General features: G+C 73.0%; 22 protein-coding genes. 16 read left to right on the top strand and 6 right to left on the bottom strand.

Going from position 1 to position 22,030, the window contains the following annotated elements:
- Nucleotides 1–11: 11 nt before the first annotated feature.
- Entirely contained in the window at nt 12–1,052 is a 1,041-nt protein-coding gene (locus tag Cco03nite_RS15535) for a magnesium transporter CorA family protein (RefSeq protein WP_203692797.1), read from the top strand.
- Between the two features lie 18 nt (nt 1,053–1,070).
- On the opposite strand, the gene Cco03nite_RS15530 is transcribed toward Cco03nite_RS15535, so the two are convergent.
- Nucleotides 1,071–1,658, bottom strand: coding sequence for an NADPH-dependent FMN reductase (locus tag Cco03nite_RS15530; protein ID WP_203692796.1), 588 nt, complete (start codon nt 1,656–1,658; stop codon nt 1,071–1,073).
- A 187-nt stretch (nt 1,659–1,845) separates the two neighbouring features.
- Between Cco03nite_RS15530 and Cco03nite_RS15525 the strand changes: the two genes are divergently transcribed.
- Together Cco03nite_RS15525 and Cco03nite_RS15520 are read left to right on the top strand one after the other, a co-directional pair.
- Nucleotides 1,846–2,451, top strand: a complete 606-nt coding sequence (locus Cco03nite_RS15525) for a VOC family protein (RefSeq protein ID WP_239167400.1) — start codon at nt 1,846–1,848, stop codon at nt 2,449–2,451.
- Nucleotides 2,452–2,632: 181 nt separating this feature from the next.
- On the top strand, nt 2,633–3,373 hold the full coding sequence (locus tag Cco03nite_RS15520) for a class I SAM-dependent methyltransferase (RefSeq protein WP_203692795.1): 741 nt from the start codon (nt 2,633–2,635) through the stop codon (nt 3,371–3,373).
- Nucleotides 3,374–3,392: 19 nt separating this feature from the next.
- Here the strand turns inward: Cco03nite_RS15520 and Cco03nite_RS15515 are convergent, their stop codons facing one another.
- Nucleotides 3,393–4,616 carry an amidohydrolase family protein gene (locus Cco03nite_RS15515; RefSeq protein ID WP_203692794.1) on the bottom strand — a complete coding sequence of 408 codons (1,224 nt, stop codon included), beginning with the start codon at nt 4,614–4,616 and terminating at the stop codon, nt 3,393–3,395.
- A 179-nt stretch (nt 4,617–4,795) separates the two neighbouring features.
- Here Cco03nite_RS15515 and Cco03nite_RS15510 point away from each other — a divergent pair, with 179 nt between their 5' ends.
- Nucleotides 4,796–5,209 carry a cupin domain-containing protein gene (locus Cco03nite_RS15510; protein ID WP_203692793.1) on the top strand — a complete coding sequence of 138 codons (414 nt, stop codon included), beginning with the start codon at nt 4,796–4,798 and terminating at the stop codon, nt 5,207–5,209.
- Here Cco03nite_RS15510 and Cco03nite_RS15505 read toward each other — a convergent pair.
- Nucleotides 5,194–6,753 (bottom strand): glycoside hydrolase family 43 protein, encoded by a 1,560-nt coding sequence (locus tag Cco03nite_RS15505; RefSeq protein ID WP_203692792.1) that lies wholly within the window; start codon nt 6,751–6,753, stop codon nt 5,194–5,196. The genes Cco03nite_RS15510 and Cco03nite_RS15505 overlap by 16 nt on opposite strands.
- A 96-nt stretch (nt 6,754–6,849) precedes the next feature.
- On the opposite strand from Cco03nite_RS15505, the gene Cco03nite_RS15500 reads away from it, so the two are divergent.
- The 4 genes from Cco03nite_RS15500 to Cco03nite_RS15485 all read left to right on the top strand — a co-directional run bounded on the left by Cco03nite_RS15500 (nt 6,850) and on the right by Cco03nite_RS15485 (nt 10,347).
- Entirely contained in the window at nt 6,850–7,137 is a 288-nt protein-coding gene (locus Cco03nite_RS15500) for a hypothetical protein (protein ID WP_203692791.1), read from the top strand.
- Nucleotides 7,138–7,181: 44 nt separating this feature from the next.
- Nucleotides 7,182–8,348: a GyrI-like domain-containing protein gene (locus Cco03nite_RS15495; RefSeq protein ID WP_239167399.1), complete on the top strand. Its 1,167-nt coding sequence runs from the start codon at nt 7,182–7,184 to the stop codon at nt 8,346–8,348.
- A gap of 86 nt (nt 8,349–8,434) precedes the next feature.
- On the top strand, nt 8,435–8,935 hold the full coding sequence (locus Cco03nite_RS15490; RefSeq protein ID WP_203692790.1) for a SigE family RNA polymerase sigma factor: 501 nt from the start codon (nt 8,435–8,437) through the stop codon (nt 8,933–8,935).
- The gene (locus Cco03nite_RS15485) at nt 8,932–10,347 is read left to right on the top strand and encodes a WD40 repeat domain-containing protein (protein WP_203692789.1); all 1,416 of its coding nucleotides are present in this window, start codon (nt 8,932–8,934) and stop codon (nt 10,345–10,347) included. The genes Cco03nite_RS15490 and Cco03nite_RS15485 overlap by 4 nt, the downstream gene beginning before the upstream one ends.
- A gap of 50 nt (nt 10,348–10,397) precedes the next feature.
- Here Cco03nite_RS15485 and Cco03nite_RS15480 read toward each other — a convergent pair whose 3' ends face one another.
- Entirely contained in the window at nt 10,398–11,087 is a 690-nt protein-coding gene (locus Cco03nite_RS15480; RefSeq protein WP_203692788.1) for a type 1 glutamine amidotransferase domain-containing protein, read from the bottom strand.
- 45 nt (nt 11,088–11,132) lie between these two features.
- Entirely contained in the window at nt 11,133–11,870 is a 738-nt protein-coding gene (locus Cco03nite_RS15475) for a tetratricopeptide repeat protein (RefSeq protein WP_203692787.1), read from the bottom strand.
- A 152-nt stretch (nt 11,871–12,022) separates the two neighbouring features.
- Here Cco03nite_RS15475 and Cco03nite_RS15470 point away from each other — a divergent pair, with 152 nt between their 5' ends.
- On the top strand, nt 12,023–13,234 hold the full coding sequence (locus tag Cco03nite_RS15470; protein ID WP_203692786.1) for a GNAT family N-acetyltransferase: 1,212 nt from the start codon (nt 12,023–12,025) through the stop codon (nt 13,232–13,234).
- A gap of 8 nt (nt 13,235–13,242) precedes the next feature.
- Here the strand turns inward: Cco03nite_RS15470 and Cco03nite_RS15465 are convergent, their stop codons facing one another.
- Nucleotides 13,243–14,550: a serpin family protein gene (locus Cco03nite_RS15465; protein WP_203692785.1), complete on the bottom strand. Its 1,308-nt coding sequence runs from the start codon at nt 14,548–14,550 to the stop codon at nt 13,243–13,245.
- A 212-nt stretch (nt 14,551–14,762) separates the two neighbouring features.
- On the opposite strand from Cco03nite_RS15465, the gene Cco03nite_RS15460 reads away from it, so the two are divergent.
- The 7 genes from Cco03nite_RS15460 (at nt 14,763) to Cco03nite_RS15430 (ending at nt 22,028) form a co-directional block, all read left to right on the top strand.
- Nucleotides 14,763–16,592: a glycoside hydrolase family 76 protein gene (locus Cco03nite_RS15460; RefSeq protein WP_203692784.1), complete on the top strand. Its 1,830-nt coding sequence runs from the start codon at nt 14,763–14,765 to the stop codon at nt 16,590–16,592.
- Nucleotides 16,593–16,874: 282 nt separating this feature from the next.
- Nucleotides 16,875–17,036 carry a hypothetical protein gene (locus Cco03nite_RS15455; protein WP_203692783.1) on the top strand — a complete coding sequence of 54 codons (162 nt, stop codon included), beginning with the start codon at nt 16,875–16,877 and terminating at the stop codon, nt 17,034–17,036.
- Nucleotides 17,037–17,118: 82 nt separating this feature from the next.
- On the top strand, nt 17,119–18,384 hold the full coding sequence (locus Cco03nite_RS15450; RefSeq protein ID WP_203692782.1) for a YcaO-like family protein: 1,266 nt from the start codon (nt 17,119–17,121) through the stop codon (nt 18,382–18,384).
- Nucleotides 18,363–18,986, top strand: coding sequence for a TOMM precursor leader peptide-binding protein (locus Cco03nite_RS15445; protein ID WP_203692781.1), 624 nt, complete (start codon nt 18,363–18,365; stop codon nt 18,984–18,986). Before Cco03nite_RS15450 ends, Cco03nite_RS15445 begins: the two co-directional genes overlap by 22 nt.
- Nucleotides 18,983–20,344: a hypothetical protein gene (locus Cco03nite_RS15440; RefSeq protein WP_203692780.1), complete on the top strand. Its 1,362-nt coding sequence runs from the start codon at nt 18,983–18,985 to the stop codon at nt 20,342–20,344. The genes Cco03nite_RS15445 and Cco03nite_RS15440 overlap by 4 nt, the downstream gene beginning before the upstream one ends.
- Entirely contained in the window at nt 20,344–20,871 is a 528-nt protein-coding gene (locus tag Cco03nite_RS15435; protein ID WP_203692779.1) for a hypothetical protein, read from the top strand. The genes Cco03nite_RS15440 and Cco03nite_RS15435 overlap by 1 nt, the downstream gene beginning before the upstream one ends.
- A complete protein-coding gene (locus tag Cco03nite_RS15430) occupies nt 20,868–22,028 on the top strand; it encodes a hypothetical protein (protein WP_203692778.1) in 1,161 nt (386 codons plus the stop codon). Before Cco03nite_RS15435 ends, Cco03nite_RS15430 begins: the two co-directional genes overlap by 4 nt.
- The last annotated feature ends 2 nt before the right edge of the window (nt 22,029–22,030 follow it).

The raw sequence follows: 22,030 nt of genomic DNA, 5'->3' as shown, positions 1-22,030 counted from the left end.
AGGCTGGAGGCGTGGGCGGGGACGGCGGGGTCGTCGCGGGCCCCGGCGGCGATCGCGATCCGCCGGAGTCGGTGCGGCACGCGAGGTCCCGGGTGTATCGCGACGGCGTGTGCACGCTCGCCGACTTCCCGGTCGACGACGTCGCCGAGCACCTGGCCGACCCGGCGGCGGTCCTCTGGCTGGACCTGTACCGGCCGAGCGCCGAGGACCTGAGCATGCTGGAGTCCGACATCGGGCTGCACGAGCTGGCGATCGGGGAGTGCCTGGACAAGGGCCAGCGCCCGAGCCTCAACCGCTACCCCGAGCACCTGTCCCTCGACGCGTACGGGGCCGCCCTCGACCCGGACGGCTCGGCGCTGAAGCTGTACGAGATCGCGGTCTTCTGCAACGACCGCGTACTGATCACGATCCGCAAGGACTGCGGCCTCGACCTCGACCCGGTCGTCGCGGGCTGGGACGCCGCACCCGGGCTGACCCGGCACGGTGTCGCCTACCTGCTGTACGGGCTGCTCGACCACATAGTCAACGGCCAGTTCCAGACGGTGCGGCAGCTCGACGAGGCCGTCGACGACCTGGAGGAGCAGCTGTTCGACGCCCGCAGGTCCGCGGTGCAGCCGGCGCAGCAGCGGTTGTTCCAGCTGCGCCGCGACCTGATCGCGCTGCGCCGCGTGGTGAAGCCGATGGAGGAGGTCGTCGAGTCGCTGCTGAACCAGGACGTGCTCGCCGTCGACGCCGCCGTGGCGCCGTACTACCAGAAGCTCTACGACCATGCGATGCGCGCGGCCGACTGGACCGACGCCCTGCACGACCTCGCCGCCACCACCGTGCAGACGAACCTGATCACCCAGGCGAACCACCTGAACATGATCATGAAGAAGGTGACCAGCTGGGCGGCCATCATCGCGGTGCCGACCGCGATCACCGGGTTCTACGGGCAGAACCTGCCCTATCCCGGCTACGGCAGCGTGTGGGGCATGGTCGTCTCGACGGGCCTCATCGCCGTCCTGTCCGTCCTGCTCTACACCGTCTTCAAGCGCAACGACTGGCTCTGAGCCGGCGCTCGGCGGGACTCACTGCGGCTGCTCGTGGCCCTGGCGGGGGAGCACCGACAGCACGCGCACGATGTGGTCGCGGAACTCGGCCATGTAGTCCGACAGGAACGTGCGCACCGCGTCGTCGGTGACCTCGCCGTCACCGGGGAACAGCGTGTTGTTGTACTGGATGTACGCCTCGGGCGCGGTCATCTGCCGGGCGTTGCAGAAGCTGAGCACGCCCCGCAGCGCCTGCTGGGCCAGCGCCGTGCCGATCTGGCCGATGGACGCGCCGATGACCGCCGCCGGGATGTGGTCGAACGAGTTCTTGCCCCACGGCCGCGAGGCCCAGTCGACGGCGTTCTTCAGCGCGCCCGGGATCGACCGGTTGTACTCGGGCGTGACGAACAGGATCGCCTGGGAGCGGTGGATGGCGTCCTTGAGCGCGACCGCCTCGGTCGGGTAGTTCGCGTCGTGGTCCGGGCTGTACAGCGGCAGGTTGCCGATCGGGATCTCGGTGAACTCCAGCTCCTCGGGCGCGAGCCGGATCAGCACCCGGGACAGCTCCCGGTTCACCGATGTCGACGACAGACTCCCGATGAAGTATCCGACCTTGTAGGTGGTCATGCCACGCCTCCTGACGTACGGGTCCCCCGCTTGCATACCTCCCGCCGGACTCCGCCGTACGCGGTTCCGCGCAGTTCACCGCTCCCGCGCCGGCAAGCTCCGCGAGATTGGCCCGATAAGGAACGGTTAAACCGATTCGACAGTATCGTCAAGACCGAGCTGTCGGAGCGGTCCCTGGGAGGAAGAGATGAGCGCGACTGGTGTCGGCGACCTCGACATGAAGCTCGAAGTCGTGGTGATCCCGGTTTCCGACGTCGCCCGAGCGGAGGAGTTCTACGGCCGCCTCGGCTGGCGCTCGGACCAGACCCCGCCCGGGTCTGGCGTCGTCCAGCTGACGCCGCACGGCTCGCAGTGCTCGGTCCACTTCGGCACGAACCTGACCACGGCAACGCCCGGCTCGGCCCGGTCGTTCCTGATCGTCTCCGACATCGAGCAGGCCCACGATGCCCTGGCCGCCGCCGGTGTCCCCGTCACCGACGTCTTCCACCTCGGTCCGGACGGCCCGATCAAGGGCCCTGACCCCGCTCGCGGCACGTACGCGTCGCGGGCCGAGTTCGCCGACCCCGACGGCAACACCTGGGTCCTGCAGGAGATCACCAACCGGCTGCCCGGCCGCGTCGACCCGGGCGCGACGGCGTTCACCTCCGCGACCGACCTGGCGAGCGCGATGCGCCGGGCCTCGCAGGCCCATGGCGAGCACGAGAAGCGCATCGGCGGCTCGGACCCCGACTGGCCCGCCTGGTACGCCGCGTACATGGTGGCCGAGGCCTCGGGCGCGCCGCTGCCGCAGTGAACCGGGTCGGCGTCAGGGCGAGGACGAGTCGCAGCCGGACGTCGTCGACCTGATCGCAGCTGGCTGTTCTCGGCGGACGTCGGTCATCCGCAGGGTGAGCGAACCGGCGGCCGGCGACGAGCACCGAACCGCACCGGGGCGCGCTGTCGGCGACCTCGGTGATGCTGGTAAGCAGGCAGGCATGAGCGATCCTTATCAGACCTTCGGTGTCGGCTACGCCCAGCGCCGCCGCCCGGATCCGCGCCTGGCCGCGCTCGTCGAGGACGCGCTGGGTGAGGCCCGCACCGTCGTCAACGTCGGGGCGGGCACAGGCTCCTACGAACCGGCCGATCGCAGCGTGCTCGCCGTGGAACCGTCAGCGGTGATGATCGCGCAACGGCCGCCGGGCAGCGCGCCCGTGGTGCGGGCCGTCGCCGAGCGGCTTCCGCTCGCCGACAAGAGTTTCGACGCCGGTTTGGCGGTCCTCACCGTGCACCACTGGACCGATCCGGCCCGCGGGCTGGCCGAGCTGCGCCGCGTCTCGCGCCGGCAGGTGGTACTCACCTGGGATCACGCGGTCATGTCCCGGTTCTGGCTGATCGCCGACTACCTGCCGGAGATCGCCGAGGCCGAGCGGGAGCTGCCCGAGCAGGACTTCATCGCCCGGCAGCTGGCTCCCGCGCAGGTGACGGCGATGCCGGTGCCGCATGACTGCAGCGACGGCTTCCTGGCCGCGTACTGGAACAGGCCGCACGCCTACCTCGACCCGGCGGTCCGGGCGTCGATCTCGTCGCTGGCCAGACTCGACCCGGACCGGGTCGCCGAGGCGATGCGGCGGCTGGGCGACGATCTGGCGAGGGGGCTCTGGCAGGAGCGCCACGGCGAGCCGGGTGCGCCCGGCACGGCTGACGTCGGATACCGGCTGCTGACATCGTCCGAGTAGGGCCGCGATCGACGCGGGCTCACCGGAGGGGGCGCCCCGGCAGCCGGACGCCGCGGACGTAGACGGCTTGCAGGCGGTGGATCGCGTCCGGCTCGGCGACCGGGTCACCCGAGACGGCCAGGATGTCGGCGTCGTAGCCGACGGCGATCCGCCCCTTGCGGTGGCCCAGCCCGATCACGTCGGCCGCCCGCGCGGTGACCGCGTGCAGCGCCTCCGCGCCGCCCATGCCCAGCGGTGCGAGCTGCGGCACCGCATGGCGCAGTACGAAGTGCGGCTTCACGGGGGCGATGCCCGCGTCGGTGCCGATCACGATCCGGCCGCCCGCGGCGCGCATCCGGGCGGCGTTGGTGACGAACCGGGGCATCCGGGTGGCGATGCTCGGCGGCACCGCGTGGCCGTCGACGGGCCGGGTGCCGAAGGTCAGGCTCAGCGCGATGCCGCGGGACACGATCGTGTCCAGCAGCCCGTCGGGGATGTCGTCGACGGAGCCGGCGTTGATGAAGGTGGCGTGTTCGAGGCTGTCGACGCCCGCCTCGGTCGCCGCGACGATCGAGGACGTGCCGTGGGCGTGCGCCGCGACCCGCAGTCCCAGCTCGTGCGCCTGCTCGACCACGGCCCGCAACTCGTGCACGGAGTACTGTGCCAGCTCCGGGCGGCTGCCCGGGGTGATGTTGCCGCCGCTCGCCATGATCTTGATGACGTCGACGCCGCGTTCGGCGCGCGCCCGGACCGCGGCACGCAGGTCCGCGACGCCGGCGGCGGACTCACCGAGGAAGTGGCAGTGCCCGCCGGGTGTCGTGATCGGCACGCCCGCCGCCACGACCTCGGGCAGCGTATGGTCACCGGCGCGGGCCGCCGCGCGCACCCGCAGCGACAGGTAACCACGGTCACCGAGGTCGCGCACGGTGGTGACGCCGCCCGCCGCGGCCGCGCGGGCCGCCGTGCACATCGCCGCGTAGGCCGCCGCGTCGTCGCGCTCGCCCAGCCGGGCGATCGGGTCGGCGGTGGCGTCGAACGCCAGGTGCACATGCGAGTCGACCAGCCCGGGCAGCAGCGTGGCCGAGGGCAGGTCCACGACGTCCGCGCCCGCGGGCACGTTCGCCGCGCCCCGGACGACCGAAACGATTCGGCCGCCGTCGACGACCACGGACGGCTCGTCGAGCATCGGGCCGCCCGCGCCGTCGAACAGGCGCCGTGCGCGCAGCACGAGCAGGTTCGGGCGGGCGTACGTCTGTGTGGTCATCACGTCAGGATGGTGCGTCGGGCCGGCCCGCGCCAGGCCGGTCGCCTCGCCCGAGTGACCTGTTCCGGGCACGGGACCGGCCGTGCTTTGCGAGGATGGATTCGTCCCGGTATGCCGGTAGGGCCGGTCCGGACCAGCTCAGCGGCCATCGCTGTCACCGTGCGAAGAGGTGTGTCGACATGGACCCCGCAGACAACCGCAGCACCTCCGTGCTCACCATGCTCAACCAGCGGCTGCTGCCGACCACCCCGCAGCCGGTCGACGTGATGACGCTGCTGGTGGAGATCCCGCCCGGCGGCAAGGGACTGCCGCCGCACAGGCACTCCGGCCCGATCTTCGGATACATGATCGAAGGGGAGATGCTCTTCGAGCTCGAAGGCGAGCCCGAACGGGTCATCCGGGCGGGCGAGGCGTTCTTCGAACCGGGCGGCGACGTCATCCACTACCAGGACGGCAACAACCTGCCCGACGCGACCAGCCGTTTCGTCGTCGTCATGCACTGCGTGCCCGGCCAGCCGATGCTGACCTACGTCGACGACGAGGAGCTGGAGCGCCGCCGCGACCGCCGCGCCCCGCGTCAGAGCGGTTCGTAGTCGAACCAGTCGAACGCCACCTCGCCGGCGGCGGCGTACATGCCGATGACCCGGCCGGTGAAGCCGCCCGCCACCTCGGTCGACAGGTAGCGGCCGTCGAGTTCGGCGAGCACGTCGAACGTGCCGTCGGCGGCCTCGACCCCGAGGCGCAGCAGGTCCGGCTCCATGCGGGGATGCCACCGTTCGGGTGCGGCGGCCACGATGTCGATCCGCAGCCGGACCGGACCGTCCGGCACGGCCCGGGTCGCGACCGTCGAGAGCAGCGACGACGTACGCGCCAGGACCCGTGCCTGGCCGTCGCCCACCTCGATCTCGTAGTGGTGGGCCTCGTCGATCCGCACCGCGAGCCCGCCGCGCCCGCCGGCGGCGTCGGCCAGCGTCCGCGCCCGGCAGGACTGGTGCTGCTGGCGGCGGCCCACGAACGTCACGTCGGGCTCGTCGAGGCCCGCGCCGCGCGCCCGCAGGGTGAGCCAGCCGGGGCGGTCGGCCGACCGGAACCCGTCCGGCCGGGACCGCACCCAGATCCACCGCGGGTGCAGGCCGTCGCCGTCGAAGTCGTCCCGGACCGCGGGGGCGGGCACCGGGTGCGCCGGCCACGGCGGAGCGGCCATCACCGGGGCGAGCTCGCCGACCACCGGCCAGCCGTCGACCCAGCTCACCGGGGCGAGGCAGGTCTCCCGCCCGAGCACGTGCCAGCCCGGGGTGCCGCCCTGCGGCCGGACCGCCAGCAGCACCAGCCACCACGATCCGTCGGGGGCCTGCACCAGGTCGGCGTGCCCGGTGTTCTGGATCGGACGGTTGGTGCCGCGGTGGGTCAGGATCGGGTTGTCCGGGCAGGGCTCGAACGGCCCGTCGGGGGCCGGCCCGCGCGCGATGGACACGGCGTGCCCGCGCTCGGTGCCGCCCTCGGCGATCATCAGGTACCAGAACCCGCCGATCCGGTACAGGTGCGGGGCCTCCGGGGCCTGCGCGCCTGGCTTGCCGGACCACAGCCGCCGCGGCTCGCCGATGGTCCGGCCGGTGTCGGGGTCGATGCGCACCTGCTGGATCCCGGCGACCGTGCACCAGCAGCGGCCCTGCTCGTCCCAGACGAGGTCCGGGTCGATGCCGCCGACGTCGGGCAGCCGGACCGGATCGGACCACGGCCCGGCGGGGTCGGTCGCGGTGAAGAGCATGTTGCCGCCGCCGGGGGCGACGTTGGTGGTGATCAGCCAGAAGCGGCCGTCGTGGTGGCGCAGGGTCGGCGCGTACACGCCCGCCGAGGACGGCATGCCGGGCGGCAGGACGAGCTGGCTCGGCCGGTCCAGCGCGTTGCCGAGCTGCGCCCAGTGCACCAGGTCCCGGCTGTGGAAGATCGGCACGCCGGGGAAGTACTCGAAGCTGGAGCAGGCCAGGTAGTAGTCCTCGCCCACCCGGCACACGCTCGGGTCCGGGTGGAACCCCGGGATCACCGGGTTGGTGAAAGCGCCGCCGGCCCAGCCGTGCGTTCTGGAGCCGGCCGTGCGGTCATCGGGCCGGGGGAGCGGCGACTCGAGATCGGACATTCGGCAATGGTATGGCCGTGTCCCGGTGCGCGCCCGCCGCTCGGCCGGCAAACGATCGTGCCTGCTGTCGCACCGGCGCGCTGGTATAACGGTGCGATGCACGCGGGGCGGCCGTATTGGCAGAACCACTGGTACGAGCTGCGTTTCCGGCGGGCGGGCACCCCGTCGTTCGAGCCGATGGGGCCGGGCGGGCCGCGCCAGGTGCCGAACGAGTGGCTGGCGACGGGTCCGGTGGACGAGTTCGTGGACCGGTTCCTCGGCGAATGCGCCGACGAGCTGGATGACCTGGACGGCGAGCTGGAGATCCGCGTCTACCCCGAGGCCGTGCCCGGAGCGGGCACCGAACCGGTGCTCGTGCGCACCATGCAGATCAACTGCCGCTGACAGGTCCCCGGCCGGCCCGATTATTCTAGCGCTAGAATATCGCTGTGGAACCGACGCTGACCGATGCCGAGCTGACTGTGCTGGGGCTGTTGCTCGAACAGCCGCGCCACGGGTACGAGCTGGAACGGGTCATCGAGGAACGGGGTATGCGCAACTGGACGGCGCTCGCGTTCTCGTCCATCTACTACCTGCTCGACAAACTCGCCGCCCGTGGCCTGATCGAGGCGGCCGCGACTCCGGCCGGCGAAAGGCGGTCGGCGAAGTCGCGTGCCACCTACCGGGTGACCGCGGCGGGCCATGGCCTGTGCGCCGCCGCGACCGAAGACGCGCTGGCCACGCTGACGCCGGTGCGCTCCCGCGTCCTGATCGGCATGGCGAACAGCCCGGGTCTGCCGGACGGGGACGTCGCGCGCGGGCTGACCCGACGGCTGGCGGCGCTGCGCGAACAGCTGGCCGAGGTCCGTGCGGCCAGGGTGCGACAGGAGCCGCTGCCCACGGCCGCCTCGGCGATTTTCGACTACGGCGAGGCGATGCTCCGGGCCGACGTCGGCTGGACCGAGGCCACGCTGGCGACACTGACCAAGGAGACCGCGATGGACAAGTACGACATCAAGCAGGCGCGCCGCGAGCTGTACGCCCCCTCGGCGAAGGACTTCGTCGTGGTGGACGTGCCCGAACTGCGGTACATAGCGGTCGACGGCCACGGCGACCCGAACACCGCCACGGCGTACCCCGAGGCCGTCGAGGCGCTCTTCACGACGGCGTACACCCTGAAGTTCGCGAGCAAGAAGGGCCTCGGCCGGGACTTCGTGGTCGGGCCGCTGGAAGGGCTGTGGCGCGCCGACGACCCGCAGGCGTTCGTGACCCGCGACAAGCAGGCCTGGTCCTGGACCATGATGATCAGCCAGCCCGACTGGATCACCGAGGACATGGTCCGCGCGGCCGTCGCCGAGGCTGCGAAGAAGAAGGACAACCCGGCGCTGGCCGGCGTCCGGCTGATCAGCCTCACCGAGGGAAGGAGCGTGCAGATCCTGCACGTCGGCTCCTACGACGACGAAGCGCCGACCCTGGACCGCCTGCACCACCGCTACCTGCCCGACAACGGGCTGACCTTCAACGGCGACCACCACGAGATCTACCTCAGCGACGCCCGCCGCACGGAGCCCGCCAAGCTCAAGACGATCCTCCGGCAGCCCGTCAAACCGGCCTGACCGATGATCGTCGGCGAATACGACGATCAGACGGCACAACCGTCCGGCGACCTGCTCCGGTCAGCGGTACGGACGAGAGGGGTCAGATGCGGGCCGAGGATGAACACGCGTTCACCGAGTTTGCGCAAGCGCGGGTGCTGGACCTGCGCCGGACGGCATACCGGCTGTGCGGGAACTGGGACGAGGCGCACGACCTGACCCAGTCCGCCCTGATCCGGCTGTACCGGCACTGGACCCGGGTCGCGCAGGCCGACTCGCCGGACGCCTACGTGCGCCGCATGCTCGTCAACATCTTCCTCGACCAGCGGCAGACCTGGTGGGCGCGACGGGTCAGGCCGTTCCCCGAACCGCCGGACGTGCCCGCGCCGGCCGAGGACGTCGCCGACCGCCTCGACCTGATGGCGGCGCTGGCCAGGCTCGCCCCGGGCCAGCGTGCCGTGATCGTGCTGCGCTACTGGGAGGGCATGGACGTCGCGGAGACCGCCCGGACGCTGGGCTGCTCGCCGGGCACGGTCAAGAGCCAGACGTCGTACGCCATCACCGCCCTGCGGCGGCTGCTGCCCAACTACGTAGGAGGCCGGGCGTGAACGACGACCAGCAGATCGCGGCCCTGCTGACCGCAGCCCCGCCCGACCCCGAGCCGCCGCTGCCGCCCGGCCTGCTGGAGGGCTTGGTGCCGGCCGCCCGGCGCGACGTCCGGCGGCGTCGCGCCACCGCCGCCCTGTGCGCGGTCGTGGCCCTGCTGCTGGGCACCGGAGCGCTGCTCCTGCCCGCCGGCGGCCGGGACGCGGCACCCGCGCGGCCGTCGCCGGGCAAGGCGGCCGGCCTGCCCGACCGGATCGCCGGATACTCGCCGCTGACCGGTTCGGTGAGCGCCGCCCCGCCCGGACGGGCGCTGCTGCTGTACGGGTACGGCAACAGCGAGATGTTCCGCACCTACCAGACGCTCGTGCTGGGCGCCGACGCCGAGGTCTACCGGCAGCTCGACGCCGCGCCCGAGCGCACCAAGCCGTGGCTGCTGTCCCCGGACGGGCGCACCGTCGTGCTGTCCGAACCCGACCGCGAGGTCGCCGAGGTGCGGGTCGTCGACCTGGAGACGGGGCTGACCCGCCAGGTGCCGGTGCCCCGGCCCGGCGGGGTCGTGCCGCTGGCGCTGTCCCCGGACGGCAACACCCTGGCGTACTCGATCGTCGACATGACGCCGATCGCCGCGGAGGCGGCCCGGGACGCCGGCCGCTACGTCGAGTGGTACGCCACCGGGCACGGCGAGCTGATGCTGCTGGACCTGCGTACCGGGCAGGCCACCGGGACCGGGATCGTGCCGGTGTCGGCCGCCGCGTTCGCCCCCGACGGGCGGCGGCTCGTGGTGCAGTCCGAGCTGCGGACCTGGCTGGTCGGGCTGGACGGGCAGCGGCAGCGGGAGGTGATGGTGCCGCAGGGGTACGGGATCACCGTGCACAACGCCTGGTCGCCGTCGGGGCTGCTGCTGGCCGTGGTGCCGTGGCGGTCCGAGGGCCTGGACAGCCAACGCGTCTACATCTTCGACTCGGGGACGTCCGGCGCGGTGCGTACGGTCAGCCTCGCCGAGCCGTCGGTGCTGCGCGGCACCGCTGACACCGAGACGTTCCTGGGCTGGCTGTCCGACACCGAGGTGCTGGGCCACGCCTGGGACTACGGCTCCGACACCGGCGCGCTGTCGGCGGTGCCCCTCGACGGGAGCCCGGCCCGGGTGCTGAGCCGGTTCGACGACTCCTACCGGTGTGAGTTCGGCCTGCAGCGCTGCGTGCCGTACGAGATCTCGGTCGCCGCGGGACTGCTGCCGGGGCTGGGCACGCGCCCGGCCGAGCCGGCCGACCGCGGGCCGTGGCCCGTCGGCTTCCAGGTCGCGGCGCTCGTGACGGTCGCCGTCCTGGCCGCGGTGACCTGGCTGGTGCGACGCCGGGTCCGGCGTCGCCGGACGGGTGTCGAAGCGCCGCGGCCCGCCCAGGACGGCGGCTAGGCGCATCGCCCGGTCGGCACGCGAGGCGCGTGCCGACCGGGGCGGTGCGCCTATTTCTTGATCTTCTCGACCAGGGCGATCAGCTGGTCGGCCGCCGGGCCCGAGGACGCCGGGTTCTGGCCGGTGACGAGCAGGCCGTCGGTCACCACGTACGGCTGCCAGTCGTCGGCCTTGCTGAAGTGGGCCCCCTTGGCGACGAGCTCGTCCTCGACCAGGAACGGCACGACCTTCGTCAGGCCCACCGCCTCCTCCTCGGTGTCGGTGAAGCCGGTGACCTTCCGGCCGGCCACCAGGGGAGTGCCCTCGGGCGTCTTGGTGTGCCGCAGCGCGCCCGGGGCGTGGCACACCAGCGCCATCGCCTTGCCCGAATGGACGACCTGCTCGATCAGCGCGATCGACGTGGGGTCCTCGGCCAGGTCCCACATCGGCCCGTGCCCGCCCGGGTAGAACACGGTGTCGAAGTCGTCGGCGGACACCGAGTCCAGGCGCAGCGTGGTGTCGAGCTGGGCTTCCGCGGCCGCGTCGGCCTCGAACCGGCGGGTCAGGTCGGTCTGGAAATCCGGTTCGTTGCTCTTCGGGTCCAGCGGCGGACGTCCGCCGAGCGGTGACGCCAGCGTCACATCCCAGCCGGCGTCCCGGAAGCGGTAGTACGGCGCGGCGAGTTCCTCGAGCCAGAAACCCGTCTTGCGGCCGGTGTCACCAAGCTGATCATGTGAGGTGATCACCATCAGAACCTTCATCGACCCCACCTCCCTTACGAGGTGTAATCGTATGACGTCGTTGGGTCATGTGTCGGAGGTCCCGCCGTCATCGAACGCTTCGCGCGGATCAAGCGCCTGACCCCGCGCGTACCGCTCGGCGAAGGCGGCCGGACCCAGCGTCCCGGTCGCGGCCGCCCGCGCCTTGGCCAGGTCGGCCGCGTCATCGGGATCGGGCACCTGCCCGAGCGCGGCGAACGCCGCGTCCGCGACGCCCACCAGGAGCGCCGCCCGCGCATGATCACCCTCGGCGGAGGCGAGCGCCACGCCGGCCACGCAGACGTACGGCACGAACTCCGCCCAGCCGTGCCGGAAGACCCGCTCCCGGCCCGCCGCGAACAGCCTTCTCGCCGTATCGATATCGCCGAGCCCCAGCTCGCAGAACGCGAGATTGTGGTACTCCGAGTTGACGACCTCGGGCCGGCCCAGGGTCTCGTTGAGCGCGATGTTCTCCCGGTACAGGTCCCGGGCGCGGGCCAGGTCGCCCGACATCCGCGCCACCGCCGCCAGCACGTGCCTCGGCCGCTCCTCCAGGGCGCGGTCCCCGGAGCGCAGCGCGACCGCGAGCGCCTCGCGGGCCCGGACCTCGCCGCCCGCCAGATCGCCGCCGCGGATGGCCACCCGCGCCAGGGCATACCTGGCCTCCACCTCACCGGCCAGGTCCGCGGCCGCCTGCGCCCTGACGATCTCGGCCTGGCTCATGCGCACCACGGCATCGGTCTCGCCGCGCCGGAAGGCCGCGCGCACCTCGTCGCTGAAGCTCATCGGGGTGGCCGCCCTCCCTGTGTCAGGTTCGTCCACACTATGTCGGATTCGCCGCGCCCGGCGGTGATTCACTTGCCCGGCCACGGGCCGAGGCCGCACTGTGGCGCGGCACCACGAGACGTGGCACCGGCACCCAGGAAGGCGGCGGCACCATGGAGATCCGTCCTACGACCGACCAGGACCTCGACGTCTTCGTCGACACCCTCCACGCCGCGTTCGGGCGCTTCCCCGACACCCCGACCGAGGGCCGCGGGGTGTGGTGGTCGGCTCTCGAGATGGACCGCAACCTGCTCGCCGTGACGGCGGACGGGCGGCCCGTCGGCACCGCCGGCGCGTACTCCTTCGAGCTCACCCTGCCCGGTGAGATCATCGCCCCGGCCGCCGGGGTGACCTTCGTCGGCGTCCTGCCCACGCACCGCCGCCAGGGCGTGCTCAGCGCGATGATGCGGCGCCAGCTCGCCGAGCTGCGGGCCCGCGGGGAGTTCCTCGCCGTGCTGCTGGCCTCCGAGGCCCCGATCTACGGCCGCTTCGGCTACGGACCGGCGACGTACACGAAACGGCTGACGGTGCAACGCCACCAGGCCGCCTTCGTCCCGCCCCGGGCGCCCGCCGCCACGGCGACCGGTTCCGTCGAGCTGCTGCGCAGCGCCGACTGCGCCGAGATCCTGGAAGAGGTCTACGACCGGTACCGCCGTACGCTGCCCGGCGCGCTGTCCCGCCCGCACCGCTGGTGGGAGCTGCGCGCGGGTCAGCCCCCGATCGCCGCGACCCCGCGCTACGTCGCCGTGCACCGTGCCCCCGACGGGGTGCCGGACGGGTACGCCAGCTACGCGCTCGGCGAGGGCGGCGTCCTGACGGTCGACGAGACCATCGCCGCCGACGATGCCGTCTTCACGGCCCTGGCCCGGTTCGTGCTCGGACACGACCTGACCACCAAGGTCGTGTTCAAGCACTTCCCGCCCGAGCACCCGCTGCGCTGGCAGCTCGCGGACTACCGTGCCGCCGAGGTCGGCAACGACACCGACTGGCTCTGGGTGCGGCTGCTGGACATCCCGCGCGCCCTGACCGCGCGGGGCTGGTTCACCGACGGCGAGCTGGTCCTCGGCGTCGCCGACCCGTTCCTCGGCGAGCACGGCCGCTACCTGCTGACCGTCCGGGACGGCAAGGCCGACTGCGTCCCGACGGACCGCGCGCCCGACCTGTCCCTGGGCGTGCGCGACCTGGGCTCGGTCTACCTCGGCGGCACCGCGCCCAGCTCGCTCGTGCGAGCCGGCCACATCCAGGCCCACGACGCGGACGCGGTCAGGCTCGCCGACGCCCTGTTCCGCGCCGAGCGCACCCCGCACTGCCTGCACTGGTTCTGAGGGCGGCGTCAGCTCGATCGCTTGGCCGACGGGTCGCTGACCCGGCCGATGAACAGCGGGACGCGGTCCTTGCCGCCGACGACGGCGAACGCGAACGGCCGGTCGGCGACGAACGTCGCCTGCGTGGGCGGAGGGCCGCTCATCGCCATGGCCAAGCCCGTGACGGCGGCGGCCTCGGTCCCGTACTCGTCGACGGTGATGTTCGCCTTGTGCACCGCGGCGGAGATGAACAGCCCGGGTGCGATGCCGTCGAAGTCGGCGCCGGCGTCGAACGCGGCGCTCACGCCGAGCTTGGCCAGGGTCGTGCGGAGGTCGATGGAGAAGTCGAAGTCCCATTTGGGGACGGCGACGTCGACCTGCAGCTCGGTGAACGAGTCGCGCAACCGGGCCAGCACCTGGTGCGCCAGCGCGTCCTCCGGCTTTCCTCCCGACGGCGGGAGCATCAGCCACATCGCGTAGGGGCCTTCGGCGTAGGGCAGTTCGATCGCGGCGATGCCGGCGGTCTCGGCATACCGGATGCGCAGGCCGTTGCGCATCGTCGGGGTGCGGACGACCGTCCCGTCGGCCTTGGTGAAGGCGGCGTCGGCCACGTCGAGGAAGTAGCTGTGCCAGTCCGCCTTGAAGTAGACGGTGTTGGCCAGCACCAGTTTCGTGGTCGCCGGCAGGCTGTCGAACACCTTCGCGATCCGGCCCGCGGTCTGGCGGTCCACCCACGTGTTGATCTGGTCGGCGGCGTCGCCGCCGAAGTCGACCGGGCGGACGCCCGCGGCGTACTGCTCGGCCAGCGTGCGGAGGAAGGCTTCGCCGACCTGGAAGCCCTGCTGGGGGAACAGGGCGTTGCCGATGCTCACCACCGGTGGGGTGCGCTTGGCGCTCGGGTCGCGCGGGCCTTTCTTCGGCTTCGGCGGGATGTCCACGGTGGCGAGCTGCCCGCTGATCGCGTTGTACGCCTCGTCGCGTCCCTGCGCCGGGAAGCCGAAGGCGGCGTCGAGCTCCTTCGCGGTCGTGCTGCCCGCGCCGACGCGCACCATCGAGAAGGCGAGCGCGATGCTCAGCGGCGAGGCGACGAAGTTGGCCCCGGGTTCGGCGGCCGCCTGCATCAGGCGGTGGCCGAAGGCGGCGACACCGTCGACGGAGGTCGCGACCGGGGCGTCGGCCGGCGGCGCGACCCGGTCCACGTCCGCGGCGGTGACCAGCTCCGGCCCGTCGTCGCCGGCACAGCCGACCAGCGGCAGCGCGGCCGCCGCGGCCAGCCCCAGCAGCAACGCGCGCCGGGTGGCGGTGGCGGTGGCGGTGTCGGGATGATCTGCGTGCATGGTCGCCTCCGGAGTCGGTCGTCGAAGGGTGAGACGTCTTGGCCCCAGCGCTGGTTGCGTTCGCCCGTGGTGGCACGCGCGTTTCATGGACAGTCAACGGTTAGGTTTGTTAACTTCGATCGACAGATATCGACAGATACCAACGTGAATCTGTTCGTGCGTGCCGGGACTCGTGAGATCTCCGGCCGGGTCGCCGGAGCGAGGTGGAACCGATGCGCAAGCTGACAGTCCTCATGACGGTGCTGCTGGTGGCAGCGGCGGGCACGGTGGTCGCGACCCCGGCGAGCGCGGCCCCGGCGGTGTGCGCGCTGTACTGCGACACCCGCGATCCGTCCCTGGCCCGCCAGGAGACCTTCCCCGTGCCCGAGGTCAACCTCAACGGGCGGCGGCTGGTCCTGCACGTCTCCGACGCCGACCGGATGGCCTGGGGCAGCATCGACAACGGCGTCGTGGGCGACTCCGTGTGGCTGGACCGCAGCTGGACCGACGGCTCCACCTGGGACGGCCTGCTCGGCCGGGCGAGCATCCCGTCGGCCTGGACCGGCACCCGCACCCTGATGTACAACCTCGCCGACCCCGCCGCGCACCGGCGTGGCATGGTCCGCGCCTGCGGCAACGCGGGCGGGGTCACCTGCACCGCCTGGGTGTACGTCAAGGTGTGCGACGCCGTCTGCGACGGGGCGGACCCGGCCGGCGCGGTCGGCGACAACCAGCCGGTGCCCGGGACCACGATCAGCAACCGCCGCATCGACCTGCACATCGACAACCGCGGCCTGGCCTGGGCCACGCTCGGCTCGGGCACGGCCGGCGACGAGGTGTGGCTGGACCGCTCGTGGGACGAGGGCGCGTCCTGGCCCGGCGGCTCGTCGCTGGGGCGGGTCAGCGTCCCGGCCGGGGCGGGCTCGGTGCGCACGACCATGGTCAACACGCGCGATCCGCGCTCGCTGCTGTACGGCGGGGCGGTGCGCGCCTGCGGCCGGGCCACCGGCGGCGCGAACGGCAGCTGCACCGCCTGGGCCCGGCCCGCCGCCGACCGGCCGGCCGCCGCCGCGGACGCGCTGGCCTTCGCGTACCGCACGGACACCGCGTGGTGGCCGTCGAGCTGGTGGAACTCGGCGGTCGCGGTCACCGCGCTGGGGGACTGGTCGGCGCGCACCGGCCGCAGCGACTACCGGTGGCTGATCGACCGGACGTACGAGCTGAACAAGGGCGTGATGCCGGCGGGGCAGAAGAGCGGCGACGCGATCGAGGGCAACTTCATCAGCCGCGCGATCGACGACACCGGCTGGTGGGCGCTGGCCTGGGTGCAGGCGTACGACGTCACCCGCGACGCCAAGTTCCTGAACACGGCCGTGACCATCGCGAACTACATGCACTCGTACTGGGACGGGGTCTGCGGCGGCGGGGTCTGGTGGAACCGCGAGCGCACGTACAAGAACGCGGTCACCATCGGGCTGTACGTCCGGCTCACCGCGGCGCTGCACAACCGCATCGCCGGCGACACGCTGTGGCTCGGCCGGGCGAACGCGGGCTGGAACTGGTTCCGCGCGAGCGGCATGATCAACGGCTCGGGGCTGGTCAACGACGGGATCACCGGGGGCTGCGCGAACAACGGGCAGACCGTGTGGACGTACAACCAGGGGTTGGCGATCGGCGGGGCGGTCGAGCTGTGGCGGGCCACCGGCAACGCGTCGCTGCTGACCCAGGCGCGGCAGCTCGCCGACGCCGCGATGAACTCGGCGGTGCTGACCCGCTCGGGCATCCTCACCGAGTCCTGCGACCCGGCCAACAGCTGCGACGACAACCAGAAGCAGTTCAAGGGCATCTTCATGCGGTATCTGATGGATCTGGCCGACGCCTCCGGCGTTGCCGCGTACCGCACCTACGCCCAGCGGCAGGTCGATTCGATCTGGCAGTACGACCGGGACAGCCTGAACCGGATCGGGCAGCGCTGGGCCGGCGGCACCCCGAACGCGCGCGACTGGCGCACCCAGGCCTCCGGTCTCGGCGCGCTGCTGGCCGCGACGCCGAAGTCTCCGTAGCCGACACGGCACGGATGACGTGCTTTGCGGTGATTTCCCGTTATGGTGTGTTGGTGGTGCTGAACGAGCCCGTATCGGGCCGGTTCGCGCTCTGCTGAGGGGACGGTCCTGAGGGGTGGCCGTCCCCTCAGTCATTCCCGCCCAAGGCCTCTGCCTGGGATTATGCGTCCTCATCGGATCCTGTGATCACCGACGGTAATGATCTATTTGAGTCTTCCGTTGGTGGGGAGTGGCTGCTACGGTCTCAGCAAGGTTTGTTAACAGATCTGGTTTGGAGGAAGAATGAACCACCTCGACCTGGACGTCCAGGACGTCTCCACCGGCGACTGGGACATGCTCGTCACCGAGATCATGCGCAACGCCGGCGAGCTGACCCCGCAGGACCCGGAGCTCGCCCCGGTCACCGGCTGCGGTTGCGGCTGCGCCTGCGGCTGCGGTTGCTGACCCTCTGATGCGAACCCGCGACGGTGGCCGGCCTCGCCGCGCCACCGTCGCGCCTCCTGCGGACCTTGTTTCAGGAATGTCAATGAGCGCAGATCTCGCCAGCCTGGTCAGCCCGCTGGGAGTGGTCAGCGGGCTGCGGCCGCTGCTGCCGGACCGCGGCCTCGACCTGCTCAGCCACGTGGTCGCCGCCAGCGGCGACTCGCACACCGGCCACCACGACGGCAACCCGCAGCTGGGCACCGGGCGCGGATTCGACGCCGCTCTCGCCACCACCGTCGCGATCGCCGAAGCCGCCGAGCGGTACGTGGGCAGCTACCCCGAGGCCGACACCGTCCGGGCCACCGCCGCGGACCTGCCCGGCGCGGTCCTCGACCTGACCCGGCTGCCCCGCTGCTCCGACGCCGAGTACGCGCACCCCGGCTGCCCCGTCGTCCCGGCCGACCCCGCCGCGGAGATCCGCTGGCTGCGCGGCACCGACCTGACGACCGGCGAGCCGACCTGGGTGCCCGCCGTGATGGCCTGCTACGGGCTGCACCCCGAACCCGCCGAGCGCTTCGTCTTCCAGATCTCCACCGGGTACGCCGTGCACGTCGAACCGCGGCGCGCGCTGCTCGGCGGGCTGCTGGAGGTCATCGAACGCGACGCCATCGCGCTCACCTGGCTGCGGCGGCTGCGGCTGCCGCTGCTCGGGCCCGCCGGGTCCAGCCCGGCCGTGCGGTACCTGCTCGACCACGGCCGCCGCCGCTTCCTGGACAACGTGCTGTTCAACGCCACCACCGACCTGGGCGTCCCGACGGTGTACGTGCTGCAGCGGGCGCCCCACGACGCGCAGGCCGCGAACCTGGTCGGCGCGGCGACCGGCCGCACCCTGGCCGACGCGGCGGAGAAGGCGCTCATCGAGATCGCCAACATCCGGCAGCTGTTCCCGCACGGCACCGCGCCCGTGCACGGCGACACCAGGTTCACCGACATCATGGACGGCGCGCGGTACATGGCGGTGGCGCAGCGGGCCGAAGCCTTCGCCTTCCTCACCGAGGACCTCGCCCGCCGGCCCACCTCGGACGACTGCCGGGAACTGCCGGCCGATCCGGCCGAGGCACTCGCGGTGGTGCTCGATCGGCTGCGCGGGATCGGCGCGCAGGCGGTGTGCGTCGACCGGACCTCGGCCGAGCTGCGCCGGGTCGGGCTGGTCGCGCTGACCGTGGTGGTGCCGCAGCTGCAGCCGATGTCCCTGGCCCCGCTGGCGCAGTTCCGCGCCCACCCGCGACTGGCCGAGGCGCCCGCGGCGATGGGCGTGCCGGCCTCCCCCGAACAGGAGCAGAACCCGTGGCCGCAGCCGTTCGCCTGACCGAGACGGCGGTCGCCGCCGTGGGGGAGTTCGGCCACGCCGTGCAGGCCCGCCTGCTGGCCGCCGGCGCGACGCCCCTGGACGCCGACCGCCCCGAACCGGGCGGCGCGCGGGCGATGGTGCTGGTGTCGTGGCGGCCCGAACCGGACCGGGCCCAGCGGTTCGACGAACTCGCGAGCCGGGCCGGGATCGGCTGGCTGCCCGTCGTGGTGGAACACCCGTGGCTGATCGCCGGCCCCTGGGTGGCCCCCGGCGGCCCCTGCTACGACTGCTACTCCTTCCGCCGGGAACAGCACGACCCGAAGGCGCGGCACCGCGCGGCGCTGCTGGCCGCGTACCGCGCCGACGACGGACTCGGCGTTCACGGCCATCTGCCGCACCATGTGCGCACCGCCGAGGCGCTGGCCCAGCTCATGCTGCAGCACCCGCAGCCGGGCATGACCACCATGGCCGACCTGGCCACCATGCTGGTGAGCCGGGTCGACGTCATCGCCCGGCACGGCTGCCCGCGCTGCGGCTCCGCCGACACCTGGGGCGACCCGCGCCTGGCCGCGGCCCTCGCCGAGACCGCGAACCGGCTGCCCGAAGGAGCGCTCGCGTGAGCCGCCTCGGGTTTCCCGCGCTGGCGGCCGGACTGGCCGTCGTGGACACCGCCGACGGGCTGCTGATCGAGGGCGGCCCGAGCCGCCGGCTGTTCACCGGCGCCGCCGCCCGTGACCTGCTGCCGCGGCTGCTGCCGCTGCTGGACGGCCGCACCGGCCTGGCGGCGGTCGCTGACGCGGCCGAGGCGCCCGTCGCGCAGGTCGCGCAGGCCGTGGCACTGCTGCACCGCAGCGGGCTGCTCCACGACGGTCCCGCCGAACCCGGCGACGCCGCCGAGGCCTTCCGATCCCGCGCCCTGGCCGCCTCCGGAAGCCACGACCGGCCCGCGACGCTGCGCGAACGGCTGGCCGAGGCCCCCGTCATCGTCGCCGTGGCGGGTGAGCTCGGCGAACTGCTCGCAGCCGACCTGGCCCTGTCCGGCATCGGCACGGTCACCACGGACGCGACCCGCGCGGCGGCACTGGCCATCGCCACCGACGACCAGCTCGCCTCCGTCGCTGCGACCGGTGTGCCCGTGCTGCGTATCGGCGGCGACGCCCGCACCGTCGAACTCGGACCGCTGTTCACCGGCGCGGAGACCACGTGCCCGGACTGCTTCCTGGCCGACGACGGGTCTGCCGGCGCTCCCGTCCTCGGGCGGGCGGCGGCGCAGCTGCTGTGCGGGCTGGCCGTCGCCGAGGCCGTCGGCCTGCTGACCAGGCTCGCCGATCCGGTCACCGGTCGCCGCCTGCACCGCATCGACACCGTCGACCTCGGCCGCACCGTTCACGAGGTCACCCCGTCAGCCACGTGCCGGACCTGCGCCATGGCCGGCGACGGCGTGCTCGGCCGGCTGGAGTGGCTCAACCGGCGGGCGTCCTGGCAGGTCACCGGCGACCGGGCGATCGCCGCCACCGCCGACGCCGACCTGGCGTCCTCGCCCCGGGTGCCGCTGAGCGAAGCGCCGCCCTGGCTGCGGACCCTGCTGCCGGCGGCCACGGCCCGGCCGTACGCCGACACCTACCTGCTCGGCGTGCACGGCCTGCCGCACCCGGTGTACCGCTGGTCGCCGTCCACCCAGGCGCTCATCGCCACCCGTGGCGACCTCACCGCCGCCCCGGCGATCGCGGGACTTCCGGAAGCCCCGGCCGCCGTGCTCGTGTTCGTCGCCGCCAGCACACGGCTGGCCTCGGCATACGCCGAGCAGGGGCTGCGCCGGGCGTTCCTGGCCGCCGGACGGGCGGTCGCGGCCGTCACCGCCGGCCACCACGCCGTGCTCGCCGACACCGTCGACCCGGCCCTGGCCGACCTGCTGGAACTGCACGACGGCGGCGAACACCTCGCGGCCGTCGTCGGAATCCACCCGGAGCGGCCCTGATGCCCATCCAGCCCAAGGACACCGCCCTGAGCGCCGCGCTGCGCCTGGACTACACCGGACCACGCCGCCCCGGAGCAGGTGACAGCACTGGGGACGCAGCGGTTCGACCCCTGACGCCGTCGCCGGCGACGGACGACGGCATCGGGGCCGCTGTGCTCCGATCCCTGGCATGCTCACCGGAGCCGCTGACGGCCTGCGTCGTGATTCTCGGCCCGACCGGCACGACGACCGGCGCCTACCGCGTAGACGCTGCCGGATCGCTGCACCTCGTCCATGCGCAACCGCCGCCGCTGGCGCACCTCGACGCCGATGTGGCCGTGCTGCTCGGCGGCCCCGCCACCGACTCGCCTGGCGACTACCGGGCACTCGCCGTCGCCGCCGGAGTCGTGTCGGCGCACCTGGCCACCCTGCTCGGCGGCAGCCTGCACCACGTGACCTGCGACGACGAGACCATCGCCTGGCCACTGGCCACCGCGCACGCCCCGATGACCCACCTGACCACCGTCACCGCCAAGGAAGCGCCATGACCGAATACCAGCTGTCCACTGTGATCATGGCGCATCCGAGCCGGCTCGCCCTCGCCGAGGCGCTCGCCGACAGCCTGCCCGAACTCAAACCCGACATCGTCGTCGACCCGGACCCGCACGGGCCGCCGTCGTCGCTGCGCACCGCCGCCGTGGCCTGGTCGTTCGTACCCGAACACGCCACCCACCACCTGGTGCTGCAGGACGACGCCGTGCCCTGCCGGGGCTTCGCCGACGCCGTGCACGCCGCGATCGCGCAGCACCCGGACGCGGCCCTGGCCCTGTTCACCGAGTGGACCTCGATGACCGCCCACCACCTGCGTATGGCCGCCCTCGCGGGCGGGACCTGGGCCGGGGTCGTGGACGAGTACGTGCCGAGCGTCGCCCTGGTCCTGCCCGCCCGGGTCGCCCGCGAGTTCGGCGAGGCCGCCACCCGCAACCAGCGCGAGTGGACCCCGACCGACGACGTCGCGCTGATGAACTTCCTCCGCGACCGGCACGTCGCCGCCATCTGCCGCATCCCGAACCTGGTCGACCACGACTCCCCGGACAGCCTCACCGGCAACCTCCACCAGGGCCCGCGCCGCTCCGCCTGCTTCGCCGACGACGTGCCGCCCCGCGCGGACGCGCCGCTGGGCGTGGCCGATCTGCTGCCGACGTTCGCGCACTACCAGATGCCCGACTTCGGGTCCCGGCCGTACTTCGCGCTGCGCAAGCCGCTGGACGACGGGGGACTGCCCTGGTCGATCCGGTCCACCGAGCAGTGGCTCGCCGACACCGGACTCGACCCAGCGGCGGTCGCGGAACTGGCCCGCGCGCACACCGACCGGTGGCGGCGGCAGCACCCGCAGCTCACCGACGAGCTGCTCGACCGGCTGTGGCTGACACCGTTCGCGATCGGCGTCTCGTTGACGCTGCCGTCGGTCCGGCTCTACCAGCCCGACGGCACCCCGCTGCACAGCCGGTTCCCGGTCACCGACGAGGCGGCCCTGGAACACCTGCTGGCGGACCCGGTGGTGCGGCGCGCGTTCACCACCCTGCCGCAGGCGCACCTGCACCCGGTCGCCACCCGCGACGTGCTCGACGGCCTCGAACAGCCCCTGGGCGACCTCATGCTCGACGCCGTCCGGGCCGGCCACCGCCACGCCCGGAACACCTAGCG

Source organism: Catellatospora coxensis, assembly GCF_016862635.1.
GTDB classification, from domain to species: Bacteria; Actinomycetota; Actinomycetes; order Mycobacteriales; family Micromonosporaceae; genus Catellatospora; species Catellatospora coxensis.
Note: the sequence above shows the minus strand (reverse complement) of the source record. Positions and strands in the feature narration are given on the sequence as shown.

Excerpts from the sequence above, each read along its gene's own strand:
- Cco03nite_RS15530 (WP_203692796.1), bottom strand. The coding sequence starts at position 1,658 with ATGACCACCTACAAGGTCGGATACTTCATCGGGAGTCTGTCGTCGACA.
- Cco03nite_RS15525 (WP_239167400.1), top strand. The coding sequence starts at position 1,846 with ATGAGCGCGACTGGTGTCGGCGACCTCGACATGAAGCTCGAAGTCGTG.
- Cco03nite_RS15520 (WP_203692795.1), top strand. The coding sequence starts at position 2,633 with ATGAGCGATCCTTATCAGACCTTCGGTGTCGGCTACGCCCAGCGCCGC.
- Cco03nite_RS15515 (WP_203692794.1), bottom strand. The coding sequence starts at position 4,616 with ATGACCACACAGACGTACGCCCGCCCGAACCTGCTCGTGCTGCGCGCA.
- Cco03nite_RS15510 (WP_203692793.1), top strand. The coding sequence starts at position 4,796 with ATGGACCCCGCAGACAACCGCAGCACCTCCGTGCTCACCATGCTCAAC.
- Cco03nite_RS15505 (WP_203692792.1), bottom strand. The coding sequence starts at position 6,753 with ATGTCCGATCTCGAGTCGCCGCTCCCCCGGCCCGATGACCGCACGGCC.
- Cco03nite_RS15500 (WP_203692791.1), top strand. The coding sequence starts at position 6,850 with ATGCACGCGGGGCGGCCGTATTGGCAGAACCACTGGTACGAGCTGCGT.
- Cco03nite_RS15490 (WP_203692790.1), top strand. The coding sequence starts at position 8,435 with ATGCGGGCCGAGGATGAACACGCGTTCACCGAGTTTGCGCAAGCGCGG.
- Cco03nite_RS15480 (WP_203692788.1), bottom strand. The coding sequence starts at position 11,087 with ATGAAGGTTCTGATGGTGATCACCTCACATGATCAGCTTGGTGACACC.
- Cco03nite_RS15475 (WP_203692787.1), bottom strand. The coding sequence starts at position 11,870 with ATGAGCTTCAGCGACGAGGTGCGCGCGGCCTTCCGGCGCGGCGAGACC.
- Cco03nite_RS15470 (WP_203692786.1), top strand. The coding sequence starts at position 12,023 with ATGGAGATCCGTCCTACGACCGACCAGGACCTCGACGTCTTCGTCGAC.
- Cco03nite_RS15465 (WP_203692785.1), bottom strand. The coding sequence starts at position 14,550 with ATGCACGCAGATCATCCCGACACCGCCACCGCCACCGCCACCCGGCGC.
- Cco03nite_RS15460 (WP_203692784.1), top strand. The coding sequence starts at position 14,763 with ATGCGCAAGCTGACAGTCCTCATGACGGTGCTGCTGGTGGCAGCGGCG.
- Cco03nite_RS15455 (WP_203692783.1), top strand. The coding sequence starts at position 16,875 with ATGAACCACCTCGACCTGGACGTCCAGGACGTCTCCACCGGCGACTGG.
- Cco03nite_RS15450 (WP_203692782.1), top strand. The coding sequence starts at position 17,119 with ATGAGCGCAGATCTCGCCAGCCTGGTCAGCCCGCTGGGAGTGGTCAGC.
- Cco03nite_RS15435 (WP_203692779.1), top strand. The coding sequence starts at position 20,344 with ATGCCCATCCAGCCCAAGGACACCGCCCTGAGCGCCGCGCTGCGCCTG.
- Cco03nite_RS15430 (WP_203692778.1), top strand. The coding sequence starts at position 20,868 with ATGACCGAATACCAGCTGTCCACTGTGATCATGGCGCATCCGAGCCGG.